The 20,744-nt window shown below is 42.3% G+C and carries 20 protein-coding genes and 3 pseudogenes; 13 read left to right on the top strand and 10 right to left on the bottom strand.

Annotation, left to right across the window (positions count from 1 at the left end):
• Positions 1-17: 17 nt before the first annotated feature.
• From PCORN_RS12795 to PCORN_RS12780, 5 genes and pseudogenes are all read right to left on the bottom strand, one after another.
• Positions 18-963, bottom strand: a pseudogene (locus tag PCORN_RS12795) (DMT family transporter).
• Between the two features lie 129 nt (positions 964-1,092).
• The gene (locus tag PCORN_RS12790) at positions 1,093-1,557 is read right to left on the bottom strand and encodes a universal stress protein (RefSeq protein ID WP_036081292.1); all 465 of its coding nucleotides are present in this window, start codon (positions 1,555-1,557) and stop codon (positions 1,093-1,095) included.
• Positions 1,558-1,723: 166 nt separating this feature from the next.
• Positions 1,724-3,793: pseudogene (locus PCORN_RS21380) on the bottom strand (FtsX-like permease family protein); the annotation flags it as partial.
• Between the two features lie 1,165 nt (positions 3,794-4,958).
• Positions 4,959-5,108, bottom strand: a complete 150-nt coding sequence (locus tag PCORN_RS21375) for a hypothetical protein (RefSeq protein ID WP_420912037.1) — start codon at positions 5,106-5,108, stop codon at positions 4,959-4,961.
• Between the two features lie 10 nt (positions 5,109-5,118).
• Complete coding sequence (locus tag PCORN_RS12780; protein WP_036081289.1) at positions 5,119-5,820, bottom strand: ABC transporter ATP-binding protein; 702 nt, start codon at positions 5,818-5,820, stop codon at positions 5,119-5,121.
• 227 nt (positions 5,821-6,047) lie between these two features.
• Here PCORN_RS12780 and PCORN_RS12775 point away from each other — a divergent pair, with 227 nt between their 5' ends.
• The 3 genes from PCORN_RS12775 to PCORN_RS12765 all read left to right on the top strand — a co-directional run bounded on the left by PCORN_RS12775 (position 6,048) and on the right by PCORN_RS12765 (position 7,019).
• Positions 6,048-6,350 carry a hypothetical protein gene (locus tag PCORN_RS12775; protein ID WP_036081286.1) on the top strand — a complete coding sequence of 101 codons (303 nt, stop codon included), beginning with the start codon at positions 6,048-6,050 and terminating at the stop codon, positions 6,348-6,350.
• A gap of 135 nt (positions 6,351-6,485) precedes the next feature.
• Positions 6,486-6,731 (top strand): ArpU family phage packaging/lysis transcriptional regulator, encoded by a 246-nt coding sequence (locus PCORN_RS21370; RefSeq protein ID WP_149024353.1) that lies wholly within the window; start codon positions 6,486-6,488, stop codon positions 6,729-6,731.
• Positions 6,732-6,764: 33 nt separating this feature from the next.
• Positions 6,765-7,019: a BhlA/UviB family holin-like peptide gene (locus PCORN_RS12765; protein WP_051999458.1), complete on the top strand. Its 255-nt coding sequence runs from the start codon at positions 6,765-6,767 to the stop codon at positions 7,017-7,019.
• 52 nt (positions 7,020-7,071) lie between these two features.
• Here PCORN_RS12765 and PCORN_RS12760 read toward each other — a convergent pair whose 3' ends face one another.
• The 3 genes from PCORN_RS12760 to PCORN_RS12750 form a co-directional block, all read right to left on the bottom strand.
• Positions 7,072-7,977 (bottom strand): ABC transporter permease, encoded by a 906-nt coding sequence (locus PCORN_RS12760; protein ID WP_241433186.1) that lies wholly within the window; start codon positions 7,975-7,977, stop codon positions 7,072-7,074.
• A gap of 1 nt (position 7,978) precedes the next feature.
• Entirely contained in the window at positions 7,979-8,929 is a 951-nt protein-coding gene (locus tag PCORN_RS12755; protein WP_036081279.1) for an ABC transporter permease, read from the bottom strand.
• A 139-nt stretch (positions 8,930-9,068) separates the two neighbouring features.
• Positions 9,069-10,631, bottom strand: coding sequence for an ABC transporter substrate-binding protein (locus tag PCORN_RS12750; RefSeq protein ID WP_036081276.1), 1,563 nt, complete (start codon positions 10,629-10,631; stop codon positions 9,069-9,071).
• Between the two features lie 166 nt (positions 10,632-10,797).
• Between PCORN_RS12750 and PCORN_RS12745 the strand changes: the two genes are divergently transcribed.
• Complete coding sequence (locus PCORN_RS12745; protein ID WP_051999457.1) at positions 10,798-11,775, top strand: DNA polymerase beta superfamily protein; 978 nt, start codon at positions 10,798-10,800, stop codon at positions 11,773-11,775.
• 24 nt (positions 11,776-11,799) lie between these two features.
• On the opposite strand, the gene PCORN_RS12740 is transcribed toward PCORN_RS12745, so the two are convergent.
• Complete coding sequence (locus tag PCORN_RS12740; protein WP_036081273.1) at positions 11,800-12,378, bottom strand: DUF1269 domain-containing protein; 579 nt, start codon at positions 12,376-12,378, stop codon at positions 11,800-11,802.
• A 159-nt stretch (positions 12,379-12,537) separates the two neighbouring features.
• Here PCORN_RS12740 and PCORN_RS12735 point away from each other — a divergent pair, with 159 nt between their 5' ends.
• The 5 genes from PCORN_RS12735 to PCORN_RS18610 all read left to right on the top strand — a co-directional run bounded on the left by PCORN_RS12735 (position 12,538) and on the right by PCORN_RS18610 (position 14,471).
• Positions 12,538-12,903 (top strand): VOC family protein, encoded by a 366-nt coding sequence (locus PCORN_RS12735; RefSeq protein ID WP_036081270.1) that lies wholly within the window; start codon positions 12,538-12,540, stop codon positions 12,901-12,903.
• Positions 12,904-13,033: 130 nt separating this feature from the next.
• The gene (locus PCORN_RS12730) at positions 13,034-13,213 is read left to right on the top strand and encodes a type II toxin-antitoxin system Phd/YefM family antitoxin (protein WP_077913905.1); all 180 of its coding nucleotides are present in this window, start codon (positions 13,034-13,036) and stop codon (positions 13,211-13,213) included.
• 8 nt (positions 13,214-13,221) lie between these two features.
• The gene (locus tag PCORN_RS12725; RefSeq protein WP_036081267.1) at positions 13,222-13,740 is read left to right on the top strand and encodes a GNAT family N-acetyltransferase; all 519 of its coding nucleotides are present in this window, start codon (positions 13,222-13,224) and stop codon (positions 13,738-13,740) included.
• Positions 13,741-13,899: 159 nt separating this feature from the next.
• Positions 13,900-14,121, top strand: a complete 222-nt coding sequence (locus tag PCORN_RS12720) for a hypothetical protein (protein WP_036081264.1) — start codon at positions 13,900-13,902, stop codon at positions 14,119-14,121.
• Positions 14,122-14,243: 122 nt separating this feature from the next.
• Positions 14,244-14,471, top strand: coding sequence for a type II toxin-antitoxin system RelE/ParE family toxin (locus PCORN_RS18610; RefSeq protein ID WP_277620199.1), 228 nt, complete (start codon positions 14,244-14,246; stop codon positions 14,469-14,471).
• A 52-nt stretch (positions 14,472-14,523) separates the two neighbouring features.
• Here PCORN_RS18610 and PCORN_RS12715 read toward each other — a convergent pair whose 3' ends face one another.
• Positions 14,524-15,552 (bottom strand): LacI family DNA-binding transcriptional regulator, encoded by a 1,029-nt coding sequence (locus tag PCORN_RS12715; protein WP_036081261.1) that lies wholly within the window; start codon positions 15,550-15,552, stop codon positions 14,524-14,526.
• A 233-nt stretch (positions 15,553-15,785) separates the two neighbouring features.
• Here PCORN_RS12715 and PCORN_RS12710 point away from each other — a divergent pair, with 233 nt between their 5' ends.
• The 4 genes and pseudogenes from PCORN_RS12710 to PCORN_RS12695 all read left to right on the top strand — a co-directional run bounded on the left by PCORN_RS12710 (position 15,786) and on the right by PCORN_RS12695 (position 20,515).
• On the top strand, positions 15,786-17,468 hold the full coding sequence (locus tag PCORN_RS12710; RefSeq protein ID WP_036081254.1) for an alpha-amylase family glycosyl hydrolase: 1,683 nt from the start codon (positions 15,786-15,788) through the stop codon (positions 17,466-17,468).
• 51 nt (positions 17,469-17,519) lie between these two features.
• Entirely contained in the window at positions 17,520-18,779 is a 1,260-nt protein-coding gene (locus PCORN_RS12705) for an ABC transporter substrate-binding protein (RefSeq protein WP_420912038.1), read from the top strand.
• Between the two features lie 15 nt (positions 18,780-18,794).
• A complete protein-coding gene (locus tag PCORN_RS12700) occupies positions 18,795-19,676 on the top strand; it encodes a carbohydrate ABC transporter permease (protein WP_036081248.1) in 882 nt (293 codons plus the stop codon).
• Positions 19,663-20,515 (top strand): annotated as a pseudogene (locus PCORN_RS12695) (carbohydrate ABC transporter permease). Before PCORN_RS12700 ends, PCORN_RS12695 begins: the two are co-directional and overlap by 14 nt.
• The last annotated feature ends 229 nt before the right edge of the window (positions 20,516-20,744 follow it).

Genomic DNA, 20,744 nt, shown 5'->3' with positions numbered 1-20,744 from the left:
GATGCTTTTACGAGGTATCACTCATCTATGATTTTTTTTGGTTTACGGATTCTTTTTCTAGAGCGAATGAGTTCAGGTAAGGCTCCGGAACCAAGCATGACACCGATGATAATGAGGATGAAGCCTAGGATTTGCATCAAGCTGACTTGTTCGTTTAGGAATAAAGCGGCGCCGATTAGTGAGAAAAATGGATTTAGATTCATGAAAATGGCTGTTTTCGATGGGCCGATTTGACCGACTGCGAAATTATAAATTAAGTTGCCGAATGCTGTCGCGAGCAAGGCTGAAGCAAGGAAAAGTAGCCATAGAGATGGTGAGTGGTCGCTCATTTGGGCAAGTCCGTTTGGTTCTTCGATAAGGCTGGTGAAGAATAGTAAAATCGAGCCGATGAGTAGCATGTACGCGGTCATTAGTCGCGGATCGAGTGAACCGGAGATGCGTTTGATGATGATAAAGCTGAAACATTGAGATAGAATCGCGATAAATACATAGATATCCCCTAGTGAAGCGCCTGAAAGTCCTTGGCCACCAGTGAGTACGATGAGTGATACGCCGAGAAGTCCTGATACGAGGCCAATTAATTGTGGAATAGAAATGGCTTCACGCAAAAAAAATAACGGCTAAAATAGCTGTTAAAATGGGTCCGATTCCTAAAATTAGCCCGCCATTTGTTCCTGTTGTCATGGTTAGACCTGATGCTAGGAAGTAATGGTGCAGCACGATATTGAATAGACTTCCGGCGAAGATATAGCCGAGTTCGCGTCGTGTTGGAAGTCTGAATTTGCCGGTTGCAATTAGAAAAATAAAGACGGCGACTGCGGCTGTAAATATTCGGAATGATGTCATCGTAATAGGTGGGAAATGGGCGACTAGAATTTTGGTCGCTGTCACATTTAGTCCCCAACTCGCCATAACCAGAACGAGTAATAAGTATAGTGATGTTTTCGTTTTTTCATTTTGCATGGTGGTGAGGCCTTCTTTCTTTGTTACGATGTAAGGGCGTTGATACTCATAGTATAGCATATTAGGCGGGTGGTTTCCTACATGAATAAAGCCAAGCAGAGTGTCCATCCTCCTACTTGGCTCGTTCAGTTATTCGATTTTTTTGCGTTCTCGCCAGTTTTTTCCGCGGACAATAATAACGTCACAAGGTGCGTGTGTAGCGATGTAATCGGAGACGCTTCCCAAGATGAATTGCTCAGTTGGTGTTAATCCAGTTGATCCGACTAGCACAAGATCAGGCTCAAATTTCCCGATAATTTTCTTCACAAAAGTTGTCTTCGGAGTTCCAAATTTGACGAATGTTTCTACGTTTTCAACGCCGAGTTGTTCTGCTTCATTTTTATAAATTTCGACGAGGCCCTTGCCGTATTCTTTGGCTTTTTTGGCGTATGTTTGCTCGTAATCGATAAGTGGCGCGATTCGGCGGACATCAGCGACAAAGCCGATACCGAGTGTTGCGCCATCTTTTTTCGCGATTTGAATGCCACGCTTTAGAGCTTCTTCTGCTTCATTGGAGCCGTCCACACCTACTAAAATCCTATGATAGATTGTCATTTTGACTTCCCATCCTCTCTACGTTGGTTTCCCCTTAGTAACACCATACCCATTTTTTCAGTGGACAACGCGTATTTTTTTGAGAATCGGATTTATTTGTGATATACGTGGGTTGGAAAAAACGAATAATTGAAGACTGGGATAAACTCCTATGTTAGCTTATTTGTTATTCTACGGATTTTAGAGCTTCAATCATGTCTACCCGTTTTAATTTGATGTGCATGACGATCATGACAAGCGTTGAAAACAGTAGTGTTAGGATTGCTGCATAGATGTAACTCATCGCGTGGATGGTCGGGCTGAACATCAAGATATCGACCTCGGCTGTGGAGGTGACGAAACGATGCAGGAATGTGCCGAGCACGAAGCCGACGACGATGCCCATCATGGTTAAAATCAGATTTTCACGGTAGACGTACATCGTGACTTCTTTTGGATAGAAGCCGAGCACCTTGATGGTTGATAATTCACGAATCCGCTCGGAAACGTTGATATTGGTCAGGTTGTAGAGAACGATGAAAGCGAGTGCTGCCGCTGAAATAATCAGGACGACAATCACGATATCGAGGCTATCCATCGTGTTTCCAAACGCATTACTCGCAGTATTTGTGTACGTAACGGCGAGCACGGCGGGATTCTTGAGCAGTTTTTCCGCAAAATTATCTTGCCATTTTTGATCGGTATTTTTGAGTTTAAACAGTTGGGTGTTATATTCTGGCTGGCTTTTGAAAACTTGGTCGTAATAAGTCGGCGTCATGTAGATGTAATGCATCGCGTAGGTCTCGGTAATGCCGGTGACCTTGATTTCGTAGCGATTGTTGTCGCCGTCTTTGATTGTTAGGGAATCGCCGGGTTTGACGCCATATAGTTTCGCGAGTTTTTCCGATAGCACTGCGCCATTATCGGTTAGTGACACGGCTTGATGTGTTTTTCGGTCGCGTAACACGACGTAGTTGCTAAAATTGTCTAGTGATTTCGGCGTAATCAGTGTAGCGCCTTGGTTTGCGACACCTTTTTCAACTGCCGTCATATTTTTTTGAGCCACATCGAGCGTGCTTTTCACATTTGGCGTATTATCGATGATTGCGTTATAGTCTTGAAGCGGTGTTTTCGTGGCATTACTATCCAAAACGACTACCGCATCGTATTTCATAATTTGATCGTATTGTAGTGGCACGATGTCTCCAATTGAATTCTTGAGGCCAAATCCTGTGAGTAGAAGCGCCGTACATCCCGCCACACCAAGGATTGTCATCAGCATTCGTTGCTTGTAACGGAAAATATTCCGCGCGGTGACTTTGCTCGTGAAATTCATCCGTTTCCAAACGAAAGGTACGCGTTCCAACAAGATTCGCTTCCCGTTTTTCGGTGCTTTTGGACGCATCAAGGAAGCCGCATTTTCTCGTAATTCCGCACGACACGATACGAAAGCTGTCAACGTCGTACAAAATAGCGCCACAGCAAGCGAAATCAGACTATAACTCCAATAGAATGACATATCAAGCGCTGGCAAATTATAAAGTGAACCATAAGCTACAAAAATGATTTGCGGGAACACTTGAAAACCTATCGCGAGGCCAATCACAGTCCCAGCTAAGCTTGCTAGTGAGCCGTATACAAGGAATTTAGCGATAATATCAACATTGCTATAGCCGAGCGCTTTTAACGTCCCAGTCTGCGTTCGTTGCTCCTCAATCATCCGCGTCATCGTCGTCAAACAAACGAGCGCGGCAATCAAGAAGAAGAATACAGGAAAGGCGGTGGAAAGGGACGCAATCCGATCTGCATTATCTTTATATTCCGTATAACCAGGATTATCCGTTCGATCACTAATAAAATACTTCGGTAAATCGAGCGCATCCAGTTTTTCCTGAGCAATTTGGAGGTCCTTTTTCGCGGTTGCTATCTCCGCTAAAGCCTTCTTTTTCTCCGTTTCAAAACTAGCTAAATTCGCCGCATATGTCATTTCGGCAGCATCCAGCTTGGCTTTTGCAGCGTCAAGTTTTGCATAACCATCAGCTTTGGCGTCCGCGAGCTTTTGTTTCCCCGTTTTAAGTTGAGTCATCCCGTTCGCGTAGTCCATCTTGCCTTGCGCTAACTTCTCTTTAGCCTGATCCAACTCCCGTTTTTTCGTAGCTAATTCGCGTTGTTTATCGGAGAGCAACTGCCGGTTTCGGTTGATTTCCCGCTGCGCATCTGAGACTTCCTTATTCGCCATCGCGAGCTGACTTGAGGCTTCATTTTTCAGCCGGTTTAGCTGGTCTTCTGAAAGCGTGCCGCTAAAATAATCTTGGATGTAGCCGCCGAGTTCGGGATCAAACGCATTGGCATTATCAATGATCTCCTGCTGTGTTTCCTCATCTAAATCTGCGACTGGAATATCACCAAGCGTATAGTCCTTCACCGCGTCATATAAACGTTGAACCATCGCGAGTTGCTCTTTGCTATCGTCGAGCATCATTTGCCCGTCTTCAAGCTCCGACTGCGCGTCCGCTAATTGCGATTCGGCGTCGCTAATCTGCGTTTCACCATCCGCGATTTTCCGCTCCGCCGCTGCGATATCTTTCTTAGCCTGCATGAGTTTGGCTTCGTTTTTATCAATCTCAATCTGACCGTCCGCGAGCTTCGTTTCCAGCTCCCGTTTTCCGTCATAATACTCCGCCCAGCCCTGGTCTATCGTCACGCGCGCATCGTCCAATTTCCGCTGGTTCGTCTCGATTTCCGCAAGGCCATCCGCGATTTTCTTACGCCCCTCATCGATTTTCACCTGGCCATCCGCTTGAATCGCGTCCAATCGCGCAGTCGGCTGTCCCTTTAGCGCCTTTTTCACGAGCGCCGTATTCCGCTCAATCGCCGAGTCATACGCATCACTATAAGCCTCCGCATTCGCCGTATTATCAAACGTCATGAACGCCGTCGAGTAATATTTTGCATCAAAATCTGTCTCAGGAATCACCGCAAAAATATCCGCGCGCCCATTTCCAATCGTAGAAGTCCCGCGAGTTCCTTTTTCAATATATTCTGCCGAGGAAACCGTCCCCACAACCGTAAACGTAGTAACGTGAAACTTCCCTTTCATAGCGCTGCCGTCACTATTTACAAACGTAATCTTATCACCAATTTTGTAATGACTCGTCGCCCTCCCAATAGAATCAATCGCGATTTCGCCACTCTTTCGCGGCAACCGCCCTTTATCAACGGTATATTTATTAATCAGATTATTCTGCGGCAAGGAAAAAACCTTCGTAATGAGTAGCGAATCCTGAAACATCACGTCCCTCGTATAGCCCGGCTGAACCGTTCGCACACCAGGAATATCATTTAAAATAGCAATATCATCCTTGTTCAAACCGTATGTCGACTGCACCTGCAAATCCATCAAATTCTGCGCGTCATAATACTTATCCGTCGTGTTGATCATATCCGGCCCGGTCGCTTTCAAGCCCACAAAAAAAGGCTACGCCGAGTGCGATGAGTAGGAAAATCGAAATAAATCTGCCTTTAGATTTTGCGATTTCTCGCCATATGTCTTTCCATAATGCTTTTTTCATCGGATTCTCCTTACCATTCAATGCTGTCAATCGAAACAGGATTTTTCTGAATTTTGACATCACGAACTTTGGCGTTATTAATCTCGATAATACGGTCAGCAATTGGCGTAATCGCCGTATTATGCGTGATCACAATCACTGTCGTACCAGTATTTCGACACGTATCCTGAAGCAACTTCAAAACCGCTTTTCCGGTATTATAATCCAGCGCGCCGGTCGGTTCATCACAAAGCAACAACTTCGGCTGTTTCGCGAGCGCTCGAGCAATCGCAACCCGTTGCTGCTCCCCACCTGAAAGCTGTGCTGGGAAATTGTCCATCCGCTCCTCCAACCCAACTTGCTGCAAAACGACCTCTGCATCCATCGCATTCGGTGAAATTTGCGTCGCCAGTTCCACATTTTCCTTCGCCGTCAAACTCGGCACCAAATTATAAAATTGGAACACAAAACCAACGTCCTGCCTCCGATATCCCGTCAATTGCTTCGCGTTAAAAGCCGCGATATCCGTTCCATCAATATAAACATGCCCCTCATCGCTCATATCCATACCGCCCAAAATGTTGAGTACAGTAGATTTTCCAGCCCCAGAAGGCCCCACAATAATAACAAACTCACCCTGTTCAATTTGAAACGTAATACCATCATTTGCCGTCACTATTTTCTCGCCCAGTTGATAGCGCTTATAGATCTGATCCATTTCGACAAAAGCCATTTCAGCATCCCCATCCGTATGTTAGTTTTCGAACATTAATGTTTTTATTATAGCACAAAATTTTCAAAAAAACTCCCAAATTTAAAAATAATAAACCGCTTCATTCAAGCTATATAGCCAACTTTAAAACGAATTAAGAACAAGTGTTCGTTTTTTCCTTGACTTCGCATTCCGTGGGGTTTATAGTAGGATTACTCCTTAAAAAATGGGGCAAGGGAGAGATCAAGATGAACAAAAAAAGACAGAGAGAAATTAATGTTCTATTCTCGCGGCTGGTTGATTTTCACAACGAACAAGCGGTCACATTTTACCAATGCAATCGCAAGTGCTTCATATGTCGTAAAATCAGAAATCTGAGAAAAGAACAAGAAAAATTAGAGAATAACGATGAGGAAGCGAGCAATCTACGCACACAATTATCCCTCATCAGTTACTTTTCAACCTATTCCAAGCAACAATTAGCAACATGGGATGACCAAGAACGGCAACACCTATATGAATCTATTTTAACCCAAATAAAGCAGTCTTAGGGGGAGCAGAATGAATGAGCAAATGCAAAGAAGCCGAGCATTTATTGTTCAAGTACAACGCATTATTACTAAGTCTACCAAAACGAAGTATGCCGAGGCGCACGAAAGAAAACGAATTACGATTAACGAAAAAAAATCTCCGAAGAACCAGCATATATCGAAATTAAGCAGATCACAGATGCAATCAATAAGCTGAACAGTGACCAGCGGGAAGTCCTGTTAGCCAAATACGTGTCGCGGAGGAAACGCACAAACATCGAGGTTTACATGAGTATCGGTTGGAGCGAGTCCCATTATTACCGATTGAAGAAAGCCGCATTGGAAGAGTTTCTAATGGCGTATGAAGTAGAGTGTTCACAAGAGAAATTGGTTTTTATGTAAGAAAGTCATACTGAACGGGGAGGTATGATGGAGATGGAGAAGAAAAACTATTACAGTTTGGAAGTGATTATTACGGGACTAGAGAATTTAGTGGCAAACGCAACCGAAATCACATTTGGCATCCTTTTTGTAGCCTTACTAGTATGGATGATGCGTAAGAATGATGAGCGGGAAGAGCGTTACCAAAGAACAATTGATAATCTAAGTGAGTTAGCTAGTGAAATCAAAATCATCGAACAAGCCGTCAACGAGATGCGCGCAGATGTGATTGAGTTAAAAGTGAAATAGATAGAAATAAAACAGCCCCAATGCTTCATGGCATCAGGGCTGTACATAATGATTATTTATGAACATCTCGAGGTTCCAGACCTTTACGGAACACATCGCCGAGAACGTTAAATGATAGGATAGTTAGTAGAATCAGGGCGCCTGGGAAGAGTGCTAAATACGTAGCGTCTCCAATATAGCCCTGCGCGTTGTTCAACATACTACCCCATGAAGAGTTTGGCTGTTGCACGCCGAGTCCAAGGAAGCTAAGCGCTGACTCAGTTAGAATCGCAGCTGCAATATTTAGAGAGGCTGCAACAACAATCGAAGGCATCGCGTTTGGAATGATATGTCGAACGATGATGTGCCAAACACCAGCACCACTTGATTTAGAGTACAGGATAAATTCACGTTCTTTAAGCGACAGCGTTTCTGCCCGAACAATCCGAGCAACATCCATCCATGAGAGTAACCCGATAATCAAAATAATATTTCCGATACCAGGCTTCAAATAAGCATTCAAAATCATCAATAAGAAGAAAGATGGTATCGACATGAATATATCTAAGAAACGCATCAATAGGCTATCGACAATACCACCGAAGAATCCACTGATTGTTCCAGCTACTGTTCCCACAACGAGGGCGATTAACATAGCAAGGAAGCCAACAGTTAATGATACACGACCTCCATAGAGTACGCGCGTGAAGTAATCGCGGCCATGATCATCTGTGCCAAACCAATGCGAGCTGCTCGGTGGGAGTAGTTTGTCTTGGATAGATAATGCATTGGGATCATATGGTGATAAGAATGCTAGTCCGCATGCTAATGCTAGCAAGACCAATATTCCAATCGAGATCAGTCCGCGTTTTTCGCTTAATAAGAAGTGCCAAAATGTGCGTTCTCGAGGTAATTGTGCTTTTTCAGGAGGTTGGACATTTTTAGGTTTTGTGAATTTATTCAAATCAGCTTTCATCATGTTAGCTAACCTCCCTTATGCGTGGATCAATGATGGTATAGGCGACATCGGCCAGCAAGTTACCGATAATCAGCAGCAAGGCAGAGAACATTGTGATAGCCATGATCATTGGATAATCCAATTGGAAAATCGCGTTGATGCCAAGCGATCCCATGCCAGGCCAAGAAAACACGCTCTCTGTGATAAAGGCTCCCGTAATAATTTGCGGTAAGTACATGCCAAGTAGCGTAATAACTGGGAGTAATGAATTTTTCAGGACATGCCCGCGCATAATTTGAGCCTTAGAGAGGCCTTTTGCATATCCGAATAGCACGTATTCTTCTTTGAGCTGGTTAATCGTGTTGGACCGCACGTAACGATAATACGAGGCGCACCCTTGGAAAGTTAATGCGGTAACTGGAAGAATGGCATGTTTCGCGATATCCCAAAAGGACTCAACGCCGATAGTACGCATTCCTAGACTTGGAAGCCAGTGAAGGCGAATCGCGAATATATCAATCAAAATCATCGCAAACCAAAAAATAGGAATTGAAATACCAACATAAGAAATGGCATTAAGAACGCGATCTAATTTCGTATTTTCATACGCTGCAGCAATGAGGCCGAGTGGAATGGAGAATAAGAGTGTAAAGAATAGCGCTGTGCCCATTAGACCAATTGTTGCAGGTAGGCGTTCGATAATTTGACCAAGGACGGGTTGGTTATTAATCAAGGAATAGCCGAAATTTCCTTGTAACACATTGCCGAGCCATTTGAAATACTGTACGTAAATTGGCTGATCAAGACCGAGGCTTTGACGTATTCGCTCGACATCATCAGGGTTCATATTCGGCGTAACGAATGAAGAAATAGGATCTCCGGGCGCCAATTGAACCAATGCAAACGATACAAGTGAAATGATAAATAGCATCGGTATAATTTGTAATACACGTTTGAAGATGGTTTGTATCATGAAGAAAAGCCCCTTACCAAGAAAGTATAGTGAAACAACGTAAAGCCCTCGCCGGCAGGAAAATTAAAACGAGGCTTCCTGCCAGTTTGGGGCTTCATTTTATACACATTAAGTTATTATAGCATGCGAGAGGCGAATTTTACTTAATATAAAGCTTAGATAAATCGCGGAACATCGTTACAGGTTGTGGTGTTGCTTCTTTTGTTCCTTGATATTTCTTGTCAATCGCAAGTACGGCGTTATCGTAAGAAATTGGATATACTACAGCATCGTCTGCAATGGTTGTTTGGATTTGCTCGTAGATTGTTTGACGTTTGGCTTCATCTGCTGTTATAGCACCTTCGTTCCATAGTTTATCTAATGCAGGATTACTGTAATTCATGTAGTTGTAAGGTTCACCTGTCATGTAAAGCGTTTTATATGGATCAGGATCGTTACCCATGATGTAGCCTCCAAGCATTAAGGAGTAGGCATCACTTTTACGATCAAGTGTGATATTGTTCATCGCTGTTGGGTCAGTTGGTTTTAATTCTAAGGAAACACCAATAGATTTAAGCTGTTCTTGAATATAGAGTGCGATGCTTTCTTGCGCTTTGCTGTTGTTTAGATAAATAATATTGAGTTTATCAGAAGATTTATAGCCACTCTTTGCCAAAAGTTCTTTGGCTTTCGTTATATCTTGGTTATATGTTTCTACCTTATCAGTGAAGAATTTGGTGTTCTCGGTTAAGAAAGAACTTGCAGGTTTTGCGTATTCTTGAGAACCATAAGCAGCGTCAATTAAATCTTTGCGATCAAGTGTTAGTGAAATGGCTTGGCGCAAGTCTTTTGATTTAAGTGATGTAACGTTTTGGTTGAACGCGATATAGCTTAAACGATTTTCTGGATATGTGATAATGTTGACGTCACTTGCTTTTTCGACTTTATTACGCTCGGCAGGTTGAATCGATTTTAAGTTAATTTCACCATTTTGTAACGCCAGATTTGCTGCATTTTGATCTTTCGTGATACGGTATGTTACTTTATCTAGTTTTGGTTTACCATCGAAATAATCGTCGAATTTCTCTAATGAATAGTATTCGCCAGATTTATAGTTTACGAATTTATATGGACCTGATCCGACTGGTTCGTTGTTTTTATCACTTTTACCTATATCTGTAACACCTTCAAAAATGTGTTTTGGAATTGGGAAGAAAGTGTTTAATGTATTTTCAAAGGCAGGGGCAACTTGTGGTAATGTGAATTTTACGGTCGTTGCATTTTCAGCGACTGCTTTCACAGGTTTATTGTTAAATACCCAGCTTCCGCGGAATGGGCTGTTTTGTTTTTCGTCAATAATCGAGTTCACACTGAAAACAACGTCGTCAGCAGTTAATGGCTTGCCATCATGCCATTTTAAGTCGTCTTTTAGAGTGACAGTATAGGTTAAGTTATCAGCGGAGACATCTAGTTTGTCAGCAAGAGCAGGTTTGCCATCATACTCCCAAAATAGTGGTGCGTAAAGAGCTTGTTGAATAGTTAAAGTGACGCGATCACTTGAATAAAGTGGATTCACGACCTCGGGATCACCAGGAACACCGATAATGATAGAGTTATTATCTTTAGAGCCACTTGCACTGTCAGACGAGCTTCCAGATCCACCACATGCTGCTAAAACCAACATTAAGGCTAATGTGAAGACAAATAAAATGCTTTTTTTCATACTTTCTCCCCTTTTCTTAGGTATCTACTTTTTAATTCTTACTTTATAAGTAGGAATTGGTTATACTTAAAATACCCTGATTTGTAGGTAAAGTCAAGATATTTTGATTGGGGAGGCAAAATATCTTATAGGGAGCATTTTTGATATAATAGTAGGAAATATCAGGATGGGAAGAGTTGATTTGATGAGGAAGTATGATGCGAGTGTGGCAACATCAGCGTATGATTTTTTAAGGGAGAATAAGGAGTTGAAAGGGACTGCTTACTTGGTTGCCAGTGGTTCTCATGGTTACGGAACGAATATAGAGACTAGTGACTTGGATTTGCGGGGCTTTTTGATAGAGGATGAAAGGTATTTGTTTGGGCTAAATAGGTTCGAACAGTTTGAGGAGAAGGGTACGGATACGGTTATTTTCGGTGCGCAGAAATTTATTAAGTTGTGTGCACAGGGAAATCCGAATGTGTTGGAATTGCTAGGTGTAGATGAGGACGAGATTGTTATTTGTTCAGAGGCTGGTAGGATAGTGCGAGATAATGCGGATTTATTTTTATCGAAGCGGGTGGAGCAGACATTTGGGAATTATGCGAATGCGCAGTTGAAGCGATTGCAAAATGCATTGATTCGAAATGAGGAATCGCAAGCTGTGCAGGAGAAGCATATATTGGAGACTTTGCAGCGACAAATGAGGCATTTTGAGGGGAAGTATGCAGATTTAGGAGATGATGGATTAGTACTAAGGATAGAGAATGGTGAGATGGTGATGGATGCCATGTTTCGAGGGTATCCGTTACGGGATTTTGTTGGGATATACGGAGAGATGCAGGGGACGATGCGTACGTATGGAAAACTCGGGACAACGGAACATCCGAAAGATTTACCGAGACTATATAAGCACGCGATGCATTTGGTGAGAATGTTGGTGACGGGGCGAGATATTTTAGAGGGGAAAGGAATTGTAACGAAGCGACGGGTAGAGCATGAACTGTTGATGGCGATTCGAAATGGGGCGATATCGTTTGAGGAGATTTTTGAGCAGGTTACTATTTTACAGAAGGAATTTGAGCGGGCGGCTAGAGAAACGGATCTTCCTGAGCAAGTGGATATGAGTCAGGTGGAGGAATTGTTGATTTCATTGTATAAATAGAAATCCTAGCATAGACGAGCTATGCTAGGATGGGGATTTCATATTAGTTTTTCTTTTTTTGTTGAACCAGCCTTTTTTAGCGCTTTTCTTAGCATCATTTTCTGCTTGTTGTGCTTGGTTTATTTCACGGGCAACGAGGTTTTCGTCCATACGAACAACGCGGCCACCAAGTTTGTTGTTTACCAATTCGTTGATGTATTCGTTGTGCTCTTCTTCCGCAATAAGGATAACGCCGGTCTGGTCTTCAGGAATGGTTTCCAATGTTTTTTCGAAAACGTTCATAGCGTCGCGAATTTCTTTAGCGTCTTGTGAAGAACCAATGATTGCACCAGTTATCCAGCCAAGGAGAACGCCTAGTGGGCCACCTAAAATACCTACTAGCATACCGATTAGACTGCCTTTCATATTTTTGTCGCCGCCTGTGAAATCTAGGAAGTCTTTGGCGTTTATTTTATGATTGTGGTCGTGTTCTACAACCGCCATTTGCTCACCGTGAATTTTTCTTTCCGCATGGAGTGTTTTGATTTCTGAAAATGCTTGGTAGGACTTGCTTTCTGTCTCGAAGTTCATGATGAGTACGGTTTTATTTATTTGCTTGCTCATGTCGAATAGCCTCCTAAAATTTTCTATAAAGTATCGGCAAACTGTGCCTCCATTTCAGTATACTCGTTATGAGCGGGAAAACAAAATGTTAACTGTTTTAGTTTTGTGTTGCTTTGTTAGGGAAATAAATAGTATGAAATGAAGGGTGGAGAAAATGTTATGATTGAAGGTTTAGAAGGAATAAATATTGCTGTCAGTAACCCAGAAGCATTTGTACGTTTCTATAAGGAACAGTTGGGTGTGCCACTGGTGTTTGAGGGACATGGAAATTATATTGGGGCTAAATTGGCTTTTTCGAGACATGATCCTGGGATTATTGTTTGGGATAAGGCGAGTGGGGATGTGACAACACAGGGGCCCACCGAATTTGTTTTTCGGTCGGTAGATTTAGACAAGACATATGAGACATTGAAATTTAATGGTGTCGATATTCAACCACCGTTTTTGGCGGATTGGGGAGGAAAAGAGTTGCGATGTGCTGATCCTGAGGGGAATAGTGTTTTGATTCTGGAAGGCGCGTATTAATTGCATTTAGTAGGGAATGGCCGGTTTTTAGGACTGGCTATTTTCTTTGCTTAAAATCAAATTTTACTAGTATTTATATCATAATTATGATATAATAATGATAATATTATGATAAGAGGAGGGCAAGAGGATGCCTGAAATTAGACCGGTTTCTGATTTGAGAAATAATTTTACTGATATTTCCAAGATTGTCCACGAACGTAGTGAACCTATTTTTTTGACGAAGAATGGGCACGGAGATATGGTAGTGATGAGTATCGAAACGTATGAAGAAATGTGTCAGTATGAGACGCGAGCGGTTACGAAATAAATAGGGAAATGGTGAGATATTTGGAGAAGAAGCGGAATTATCATGTGAAATTTTTGACGGAGAAAGATGTGGCTTTGGCAGAGGAAGTTTGCGCGAAATGTGAGGATTATTTCTTGATAGAGCAAGGAATGGCAGCGACTGAGGAGAATGCGCGTGCTATAATTACGGAGATACCAAAGGGCAAGACGAAGTTAGATAAGTTTGTGATGGCGGTGCTTGATGAGGCGGATAAACCGATTGGATTGATTGATGTGGTTGCAGATTTCCCTCGAAAAGGGCAGTGGATTATTGGATTATTAATGTTGATACCCGAAGAGCGTGGTAGCGGGTTTGGCAAAGTGCTTTATCAAGTTATTAAGGATTGGGCATCGGATGGTAGTGCAGATTCATTGCGAATCGGTGTTCTTGAGGAGAATAACGAAGCGATTGGATTTTGGTCTCATCTTGGTTTTGAAAAGGAGGAAGAAAAAAGACAAACATACGGTGAAAAAGAGCATACTGTCCATGTGATGGTTCGTAATATATAGGTGATAAAAAGATACTTTGGAGGCTAAAGTATCTTTTTGTATGGGGTAAAAAAGTGTGAAGCCTGCGCAAAAAACGAAATTGACACAAAGTGAATGAAAATCTTTAAGAAAGAGACGAAATGTGTTATAATAGAAGAATCAAAAATGGAGGTGCAGAAGATGACAGCGAGCATGGAAGAAAGCTTTGTAAACGAAACAGCAACAAAATTTGCTTATGAACAGACATGGGTAGCCTTAACGAATGAAATGGTGGATGAGAAACTAATTCAGGCAGAGCAAGACTTCGTAACCGGAGATACAAGCACTTGGGAAGAAGTGAAGAGTCGAGTAGCTTTTTTGACGGAACACGTGCGTACAGAATCTGCCGTTGAATGGGAATAAGCGTATGGGTGATAGTGTGAAAATTCGCCTCTCTAGGCACGCTAGCATTGATTATGAAAGTATCTCGCTCTATTTGTTAGAAGACTTATATCAGTCTCAAGCCGAAGAGGATTTTAGTAAAAGTGTGGAGAAGTTTATTTTTGAATTTAACTGTGTTTCCTAAGATGGGTAGCCCATATGATAATGGAAAGTATCTTTCTAAGCCGTATCGTAAATGGAGCTTTGATAGGTACACGGTATTTTATGTGTATCATGAAGAACGGCAGCTTATTGAAATACATCGCATTTTATCTGGATTATCGGATTACACAGCTATTATCAAGGATGCTACGTCAATATATGAATCATAAAAAACTGGAAAGTATGTGTCGAAATCAGAGACAGCACGCTTTCCAGTTTTTTTTATTTTGCGTTTAAATGACTTATTGATGCGCCATTAATGAGTTTTGTTTCGATAATCATGTTTTTGCTTGATTTCCCTTTTTGGTGAATTAAGTTGAAAAGTAACTCGGTAGCAGCTTTTCCTAATCGCTTGGTGGGGATATCGATGGCTGTCAGTGGTGGCGATAGGAAGGTGGAGACCACGCGATCATTGTAGCCAACGATGGAGAGATCTTGTGGTATTTGTAAACTGTGTTCGGAGGCTACTTTGTAAATGCTGAGTACTTTTAAATCATCTGTGGCAAAAATAGCGGTGGGGCGATCTGGGTGTGATAGTAGCTGATGTGCAGCGTTGTAAGCATCTTCAGCAGTGTACCCGCTGTCTAAAATCCAGTCGCGACGAATGTCTAGGTTGTGGTCAAATAGACAGCTACGATAACCAGCCAGTCGGTCGATGGAGACGTGATGGTTCAGTGGTGCGTGAAGGCAGGCGATGTTTTTATGCCCATTTTTGATGAGTAGATTTGTTAGCTCGTAGGAGTCTTTGAAATTATCTGTATCCACGGAGTAAACGTTGGTGTAGTTACCGTCGATTTTTCCGGTTACGACGATAGGGATGTTGAATGGATCGAGTTTTTCAAAAAAGGATTCGTCGGCGGGCGAGCTTAGCATGATGATTCCTTTGATCATTTTTTCTTTGATTTTGGCAATGCATTTATCTAGCTCATCGTCGGTATTTCGAGATGTTTGCAGAATTAAGTCGAAGTTCTGGTCTTCTGCAATGGCCGAGATGGAATGGATGATTTCTGAGAAGAATGGGTTTCCTACTGTGGTCTTTGTTGGGCGATTTGAAATGACCATAATCGCGTCGAATCCTGAATTGGTCAGTGCACGGGCTAGTTTGCTTGGTTTATATTGTAGTTCTTCAATGGCTGTGAGAACGCGCTTTTTTGAGTCGGCGGAAATGTTTGTCTGATTGTTTAGTACGCGCGAAACGGTAGATTTCGAGACTCCAGCATGACGTGCTATGTCGTAAATTGTGGCTCCCATTTTGGTTGTTTCCTCCTTGTTTCTATCTTGATGAGACCGTTCCCATCTTTTTATATACGTATGCTATCTATTCTACTCAATTGTGGTAAAGATGTCCAATGAGAAATGAATTGTTTGATAACATAGTGTTAGAGAACTTTTTTTTTTCGGATTATGTTAAAAATAGCATTGACAGGAAGCGCTTTCTGTAATATACTCTTTTTGTGGGAGCGGTACCATACAAGGAGGTAGGAATGGATATTCTTTTAAGACGATTAGAAAGTATATATGGAAGTGAAAGCGCTATATCTCTAGAGAAAGCGATTAGGGAACGAATACAAGAGGCGCAATTGGAGAAGTTAAAGCAACGGAAGTCAGGCTGGGATCAAGAAGATGTGGTAATGATTACATATGGTGATCAGTTTTGGGAAAAGGATCAGCCTACACTGAAGACGCTTAAGAAGATGTACGATAAATACCTGAACGAGATGTTTGAGGTTGTCCATATTTTGCCGTTTTATCCGTATTCTTCGGATGATGGATTTTCGGTGATTGATTACAAAATGGTGAATCCGAAGCTTGGTGATTGGCGAAATGTGGCGGATTTGACGCAATCAACGCGATTGATGTTTGATTATGTTTGTAACCATATGTCGGCGAAAAGTGATTGGTTTCAAGGGTTTTTGAATCAGGATGCGGAATATGATGATTTCTTTGTTTCATTGCCGAAAGATACGGATTTGACAGCGGTGACTAGGCCGCGAGCGACGCCGGTTTTGACGGAATTTGAGATGGCAGATGGTACGAAAAAGCATATTTGGACAACATTTAGCGCGGATCAGATTGATCTGAATTTTAGGAATCCGAATGTGTTGCTGAAAATGATGGATGTTTTGGCGTTTTATTTGGAGGAAGGCGCGGAGTATATTAGGTTGGATGCAGTTGGTTTCATGTGGAAAGAGCCTGGAACGTCTTGTATTCACCTAGAAAAAACGCATGAGATTGTGAAATTGTTCCGTGATATTTTAGATGAAATTGCGCCTGGAACGGTGATGATTACGGAGACGAACGTGCCGCATAAAGACAATATTACTTATTTCGGAAATGGCCAGGATGAGGCGCATATGGTGTATCAGTTTCCATTGCCGCCGCTTGTTTTGCAGGCGATACATACTGGTGATGGACAAGCGTTATCAGGCTGGGCGCGTGATTTGGAGTTGCCGGGTACGGATGCTACGTTCTTTAATTTCCTCGCGTCGCATGATGGTATTGGCTTGAATCCGATTCGTGGAATTTTGCCGGAAGAGGAGATTTTAGCTCTAGTGGCGGATTTGGAAAAGGAAGGTGCGCTTGTTTCGTATAAGCAGAATCCAGATGGAACGAAAAGTCCGTATGAGATTAATGTGACGTATATGGATGCGTTGAATCGCTTGGCGGACAATGATGATACGCGTTTACAAAGGTTCTTGTTGGCGCATTCGATTTTGCTGACGATTCCAGGTGTTCCAGCAGTTTACGTACAAAGTATTTTAGGCGCGCGAAATGATTTGGAGGGTGTCGCGGAAACGGGGCACAATCGCTCCATCAACCGAAAAAAATACCCGATTTCGGAGATTGAAGCAGGGCTTGCTGATGAGAAAACATTGATGCACCGTACTTTTGAAGGGATTAAAGAAATGATTCAAGTTCGCAAAACGCAAGCTTTATTCCATCCTAATGTACCGATGGAAGTTGTAGATTTAGGGAAAGAAATTTTTGCGATTAGGCGTGTGGATGCTTCAGGGGAAAGTATTCTAGTGTTGCATAACTTGTCTGGTCAGTCGATATCGTGTGATGTCGCTGCAAACTGGGATATTTTAAAAGATCAGCCGATTTCTGGGAGCGCTCCAATTAGGCTTGCTCCTTACGAATTTCGTTGGCTAACAAACAAAAAATAGGAGGTTTTTAAGGTGAAAAAGAGAGGTTCGATTTTACTTGTTGTTGTGTTAATGTTGAGTGCAATTTTGGCGGCGTGTGGCGGTTCATCAGGAAGTGCGGATGACAAAGAAGTGACGATTGAATTCATGCATTCCTCGGTTGAAAAGGAACGTTTGGACGTTATTAAAGAATTAGTTGCGAAATTTGAAAAGGAAAATCCGAATATTAAAGTGAAGCAAGTGCCAGTAGAAGAAGACGCGTTTAACACGAAAGTTGTAACGTTGGCGCGTTCTGGTAAGTTGCCGGCAGTTTTGGAAGTAAGTCAAGATTTTGCGAAAGTAATGGATAAAGATAAATTGATCGATCAAGCGGCGGTTAAAGACGTGATTAAAGAGGTTGGCGAGGATAGTTATTATGAAGGCGCGTTGAACTTGGTGCGTTCTGAGGATGGCAAAAGTTATATCGGCGTTCCGCTTACGGGTTGGGTGCAAGGTATTTGGTACGACAAGAAGGCTTTAGCTGCGGCGAATTTCGAAGAGCCGGAGAATTGGAATGATATTTTGACAATCGCGAAGCATTTTACGAATAAAGCGAATAAGAAATACGGTATTGCGATCCCTACAGCTGAAGGCGCGATGGCGGAGCAAGCATTTTCTCAGTTTGCGCTTTCCAATGAAGCAAATGTGTTAGATGCGAAGGGCAACATTACCATCGATACGAAAGAAATGAAACAAGCATTGACATTTTATCAAGAGTTATCGAAATACACGATGCCTGGATCGAATGATGTAACGGAAATCAAGGATGCGTTCATGAATGGCACGGCTCCAATGGCAATGTATTCGACGTACATTTTGCCGGCGGTATTCACGGATGGCGACCCAAGCAATGTTGGATTTATCATTCCAGAAGAAAAGGAAAAAGCGGTATACGGAACGGTTTCGGCGCTAGCACTTTCGGACGGCTTGGATGATGCACAAAAAGATGCAGGTAAAAAATTCGTGGAGTTCTTGTCACAACCTGAGAACCAAACGAAATGGGTATTAATGTCTCCAGGTGGAGCGCAACCAGTAAATAAAGGCGTTATTGAGAACGAAGCGTACAAAAACAATGAAGTCGTGAAATCATTTGGCGCGTTGTCTGAGGAAATCGCGAAATCGTTCGATGATATTCAGATTTTCGGCTTAGTTGACGGTAAAAACTTCACCAAAATGGGCGATATCACAAGTTCAGGCGTTATCGCGAAAATGGTGAATAACGTGACAGTTGGCGGCAAGGATGTCGAGTCGGAACTTGAAAAAGCGCAGAGTACAGCTGAATCTAATGACTAAGAATAAGGAGGCACTATGAAAACAAAAGCATATAAACGCTCGGATGCAAAAATGGCGCTGGCTCTGCTGTCGCCTAGTATCCTCTTATTACTTGTATTAGTGGCGTACCCGATGATTTCAAACATTCAAATTAGCTTTTTAGAGTTACCGCTCAATCCGAATTTGGATTCAACGTTCATCGGTTTGCAAAACTATATTGATATTTTAACAGATGCCGAATTTTATAAGTCACTAGCTTTAACGTTTGGCTATACAATTCTAGTAGTTGTTGGTAGTACAGGGATGGGACTTCTGGTTGCGATTTTCTTCAACCGGGAGTTCAGGTTCCGGAAAACGGCGCGCTCGCTTATTATTTTGTCATATGTAACGCCGTCGATTTCACTTATTTTTGCTTGGAAATACATGTTTAACAATAGTTATGGTGTGATCAATTTTGTTGGTGGCGATATTCTGCACCTTTGGAAGGACGCGCCGCTATGGTTTGATAATCCTGTTTCGAGTTTCATTTTAGTCGTGTTATTCGCGATTTGGCGCTATTTCCCATATGCTTTCATTTCGTTCTTAGCGATTCTGCAAACAGTGGATAAGTCGCTTTATGAAGCTGCGGAAATGGACGGAGCAAGCGTTTGGGACAAATTTAAAATTGTGACGTTACCAGCGATCATGCCAGTTTTGGCGACGGTTATAACGTTGCGTGCGATTTGGATGTTCTACATGTTTACCGATGTATACTTGCTGACGAACAAGGTGAATATCCTTGGGGTTTACTTGTATCAAACAGCCTTTGCGTTCAACGATTTAGGTAAAGCATCGGCGATTTCGGTTATTCTGTTTGTCATCATCTTCGTGGTCATCATGTTTACAAGAAAGCGAGTGAATTTAAATGGCGGTAAGTAGTAAAAAAATCAAAACGGACGAAGAAAATTGTCTTTTATGTAAGCTTGGTGTTATTTCTATTGTTCACGCTGTTTCCATTTTTAATCATGATGATGACGTCGTTTAAAAGTCCAAAAGAAGCGATTTCAACGACGCCAACGTTTTTCCCGAAGGATTGGACGATTCAGCATTATTTAGATATTTTCAACCCAGATATTTTCCCGTTTTTAACGTACTTTAAAAATAGTTTTATTGTTGCATTAGTTGCAGCGGGAATTGCGGTTGTTTTAGGGATTTTAGGCGCTTATGCGTTGTCAAAATTGCGTTTCCGAGCGCGAACAACGATTAATGCGAGTTTTTATACGGTTTACATGTTTTCAGGAATTTTGTTAATTGTGCCGTTGTTTAAAATTATTTCGAGTGTTGGGTTGTATGACACGAGAACGGCACTCATTATTACGATGGTTGTGCAGACATTGCCGACTGCGATCTTCATGCTGATTAGTTATTTTGATACGATTCCTGTGGATATTGAGGAAGCGGCGATGATGGATGGTTTGAATCGGATGCAGATTATTTTGCGAATTATCGTGCCATTGGCGATTTCAGGGATTGTTTCCGTGTTCGTGTATTGCTTTATGGTAGCTTGGAATGACTACCTGTTTGCATCGATATTCTTGTCGGATTCAGAGTTGTTTACGTTGCCGATTGGCTTGAATACGCTGTTTAGTACACCAGATTATATTTGGGGTCGTATGATGGCGGCGTCTCTTGTGACAGCATTACCTGTTGTTATCATGTACGCTTTGTCGGAACGTTTCATCAAAGGAAATCTTACCGACGGCGGCGTCAAAGGCTAGGTCAGAGCAACGAGAAGCGTTCATCTTCGTCGTTAAAAGTTCCGTTCCAGTGCTCACGTACGAAAGTACGCTCCGCACCTGGTACTCACTTTTGCCTAGAAGCTGAAAGCTTCTCGTCACTCTGACTGCATGTTTGGAGGCACGAAAGTGGCTCGATGTCGGAAGAGATGACTTGGGTTAAGGAAGGTCTGTCTTCACGGTTAAAAGTTTAGTTTCAGTACTCACTTTT

This window comes from Listeria cornellensis FSL F6-0969, from assembly GCF_000525855.1.
GTDB classification, from domain to species: Bacteria; Bacillota; Bacilli; order Lactobacillales; family Listeriaceae; genus Listeria_A; species Listeria_A cornellensis.
The sequence above is the reverse complement of the archived record's forward strand: the minus strand, read 5'-3'. Positions and strand labels throughout refer to the sequence as shown.

What these genes read in the sequence shown, in the direction of transcription:
- PCORN_RS12790 (WP_036081292.1), bottom strand. Translation starts at nt 1,557, where the DNA reads ATGACAATCTATCATAGGATTTTAGTAGGTGTGGACGGCTCCAATGAA.
- PCORN_RS21375 (WP_420912037.1), bottom strand. Translation starts at nt 5,108, where the DNA reads ATGAAAAAAGCATTATGGAAAGACATATGGCGAGAAATCGCAAAATCT.
- PCORN_RS12780 (WP_036081289.1), bottom strand. Translation starts at nt 5,820, where the DNA reads ATGGCTTTTGTCGAAATGGATCAGATCTATAAGCGCTATCAACTGGGC.
- PCORN_RS12775 (WP_036081286.1), top strand. Translation starts at nt 6,048, where the DNA reads ATGAACAAAAAAAGACAGAGAGAAATTAATGTTCTATTCTCGCGGCTG.
- PCORN_RS12765 (WP_051999458.1), top strand. Translation starts at nt 6,765, where the DNA reads ATGGAGAAGAAAAACTATTACAGTTTGGAAGTGATTATTACGGGACTA.
- PCORN_RS12760 (WP_241433186.1), bottom strand. Translation starts at nt 7,977, where the DNA reads ATGATGAAAGCTGATTTGAATAAATTCACAAAACCTAAAAATGTCCAA.
- PCORN_RS12755 (WP_036081279.1), bottom strand. Translation starts at nt 8,929, where the DNA reads ATGATACAAACCATCTTCAAACGTGTATTACAAATTATACCGATGCTA.
- PCORN_RS12750 (WP_036081276.1), bottom strand. Translation starts at nt 10,631, where the DNA reads ATGAAAAAAAGCATTTTATTTGTCTTCACATTAGCCTTAATGTTGGTT.
- PCORN_RS12745 (WP_051999457.1), top strand. Translation starts at nt 10,798, where the DNA reads ATGGGAAGAGTTGATTTGATGAGGAAGTATGATGCGAGTGTGGCAACA.
- PCORN_RS12740 (WP_036081273.1), bottom strand. Translation starts at nt 12,378, where the DNA reads ATGAGCAAGCAAATAAATAAAACCGTACTCATCATGAACTTCGAGACA.
- PCORN_RS12735 (WP_036081270.1), top strand. Translation starts at nt 12,538, where the DNA reads ATGATTGAAGGTTTAGAAGGAATAAATATTGCTGTCAGTAACCCAGAA.
- PCORN_RS12730 (WP_077913905.1), top strand. Translation starts at nt 13,034, where the DNA reads ATGCCTGAAATTAGACCGGTTTCTGATTTGAGAAATAATTTTACTGAT.
- PCORN_RS12725 (WP_036081267.1), top strand. Translation starts at nt 13,222, where the DNA reads ATGGTGAGATATTTGGAGAAGAAGCGGAATTATCATGTGAAATTTTTG.
- PCORN_RS12720 (WP_036081264.1), top strand. Translation starts at nt 13,900, where the DNA reads ATGACAGCGAGCATGGAAGAAAGCTTTGTAAACGAAACAGCAACAAAA.
- PCORN_RS12715 (WP_036081261.1), bottom strand. Translation starts at nt 15,552, where the DNA reads ATGGGAGCCACAATTTACGACATAGCACGTCATGCTGGAGTCTCGAAA.
- PCORN_RS12710 (WP_036081254.1), top strand. Translation starts at nt 15,786, where the DNA reads ATGGATATTCTTTTAAGACGATTAGAAAGTATATATGGAAGTGAAAGC.
- PCORN_RS12705 (WP_420912038.1), top strand. Translation starts at nt 17,520, where the DNA reads ATGTTGAGTGCAATTTTGGCGGCGTGTGGCGGTTCATCAGGAAGTGCG.
- PCORN_RS12700 (WP_036081248.1), top strand. Translation starts at nt 18,795, where the DNA reads ATGAAAACAAAAGCATATAAACGCTCGGATGCAAAAATGGCGCTGGCT.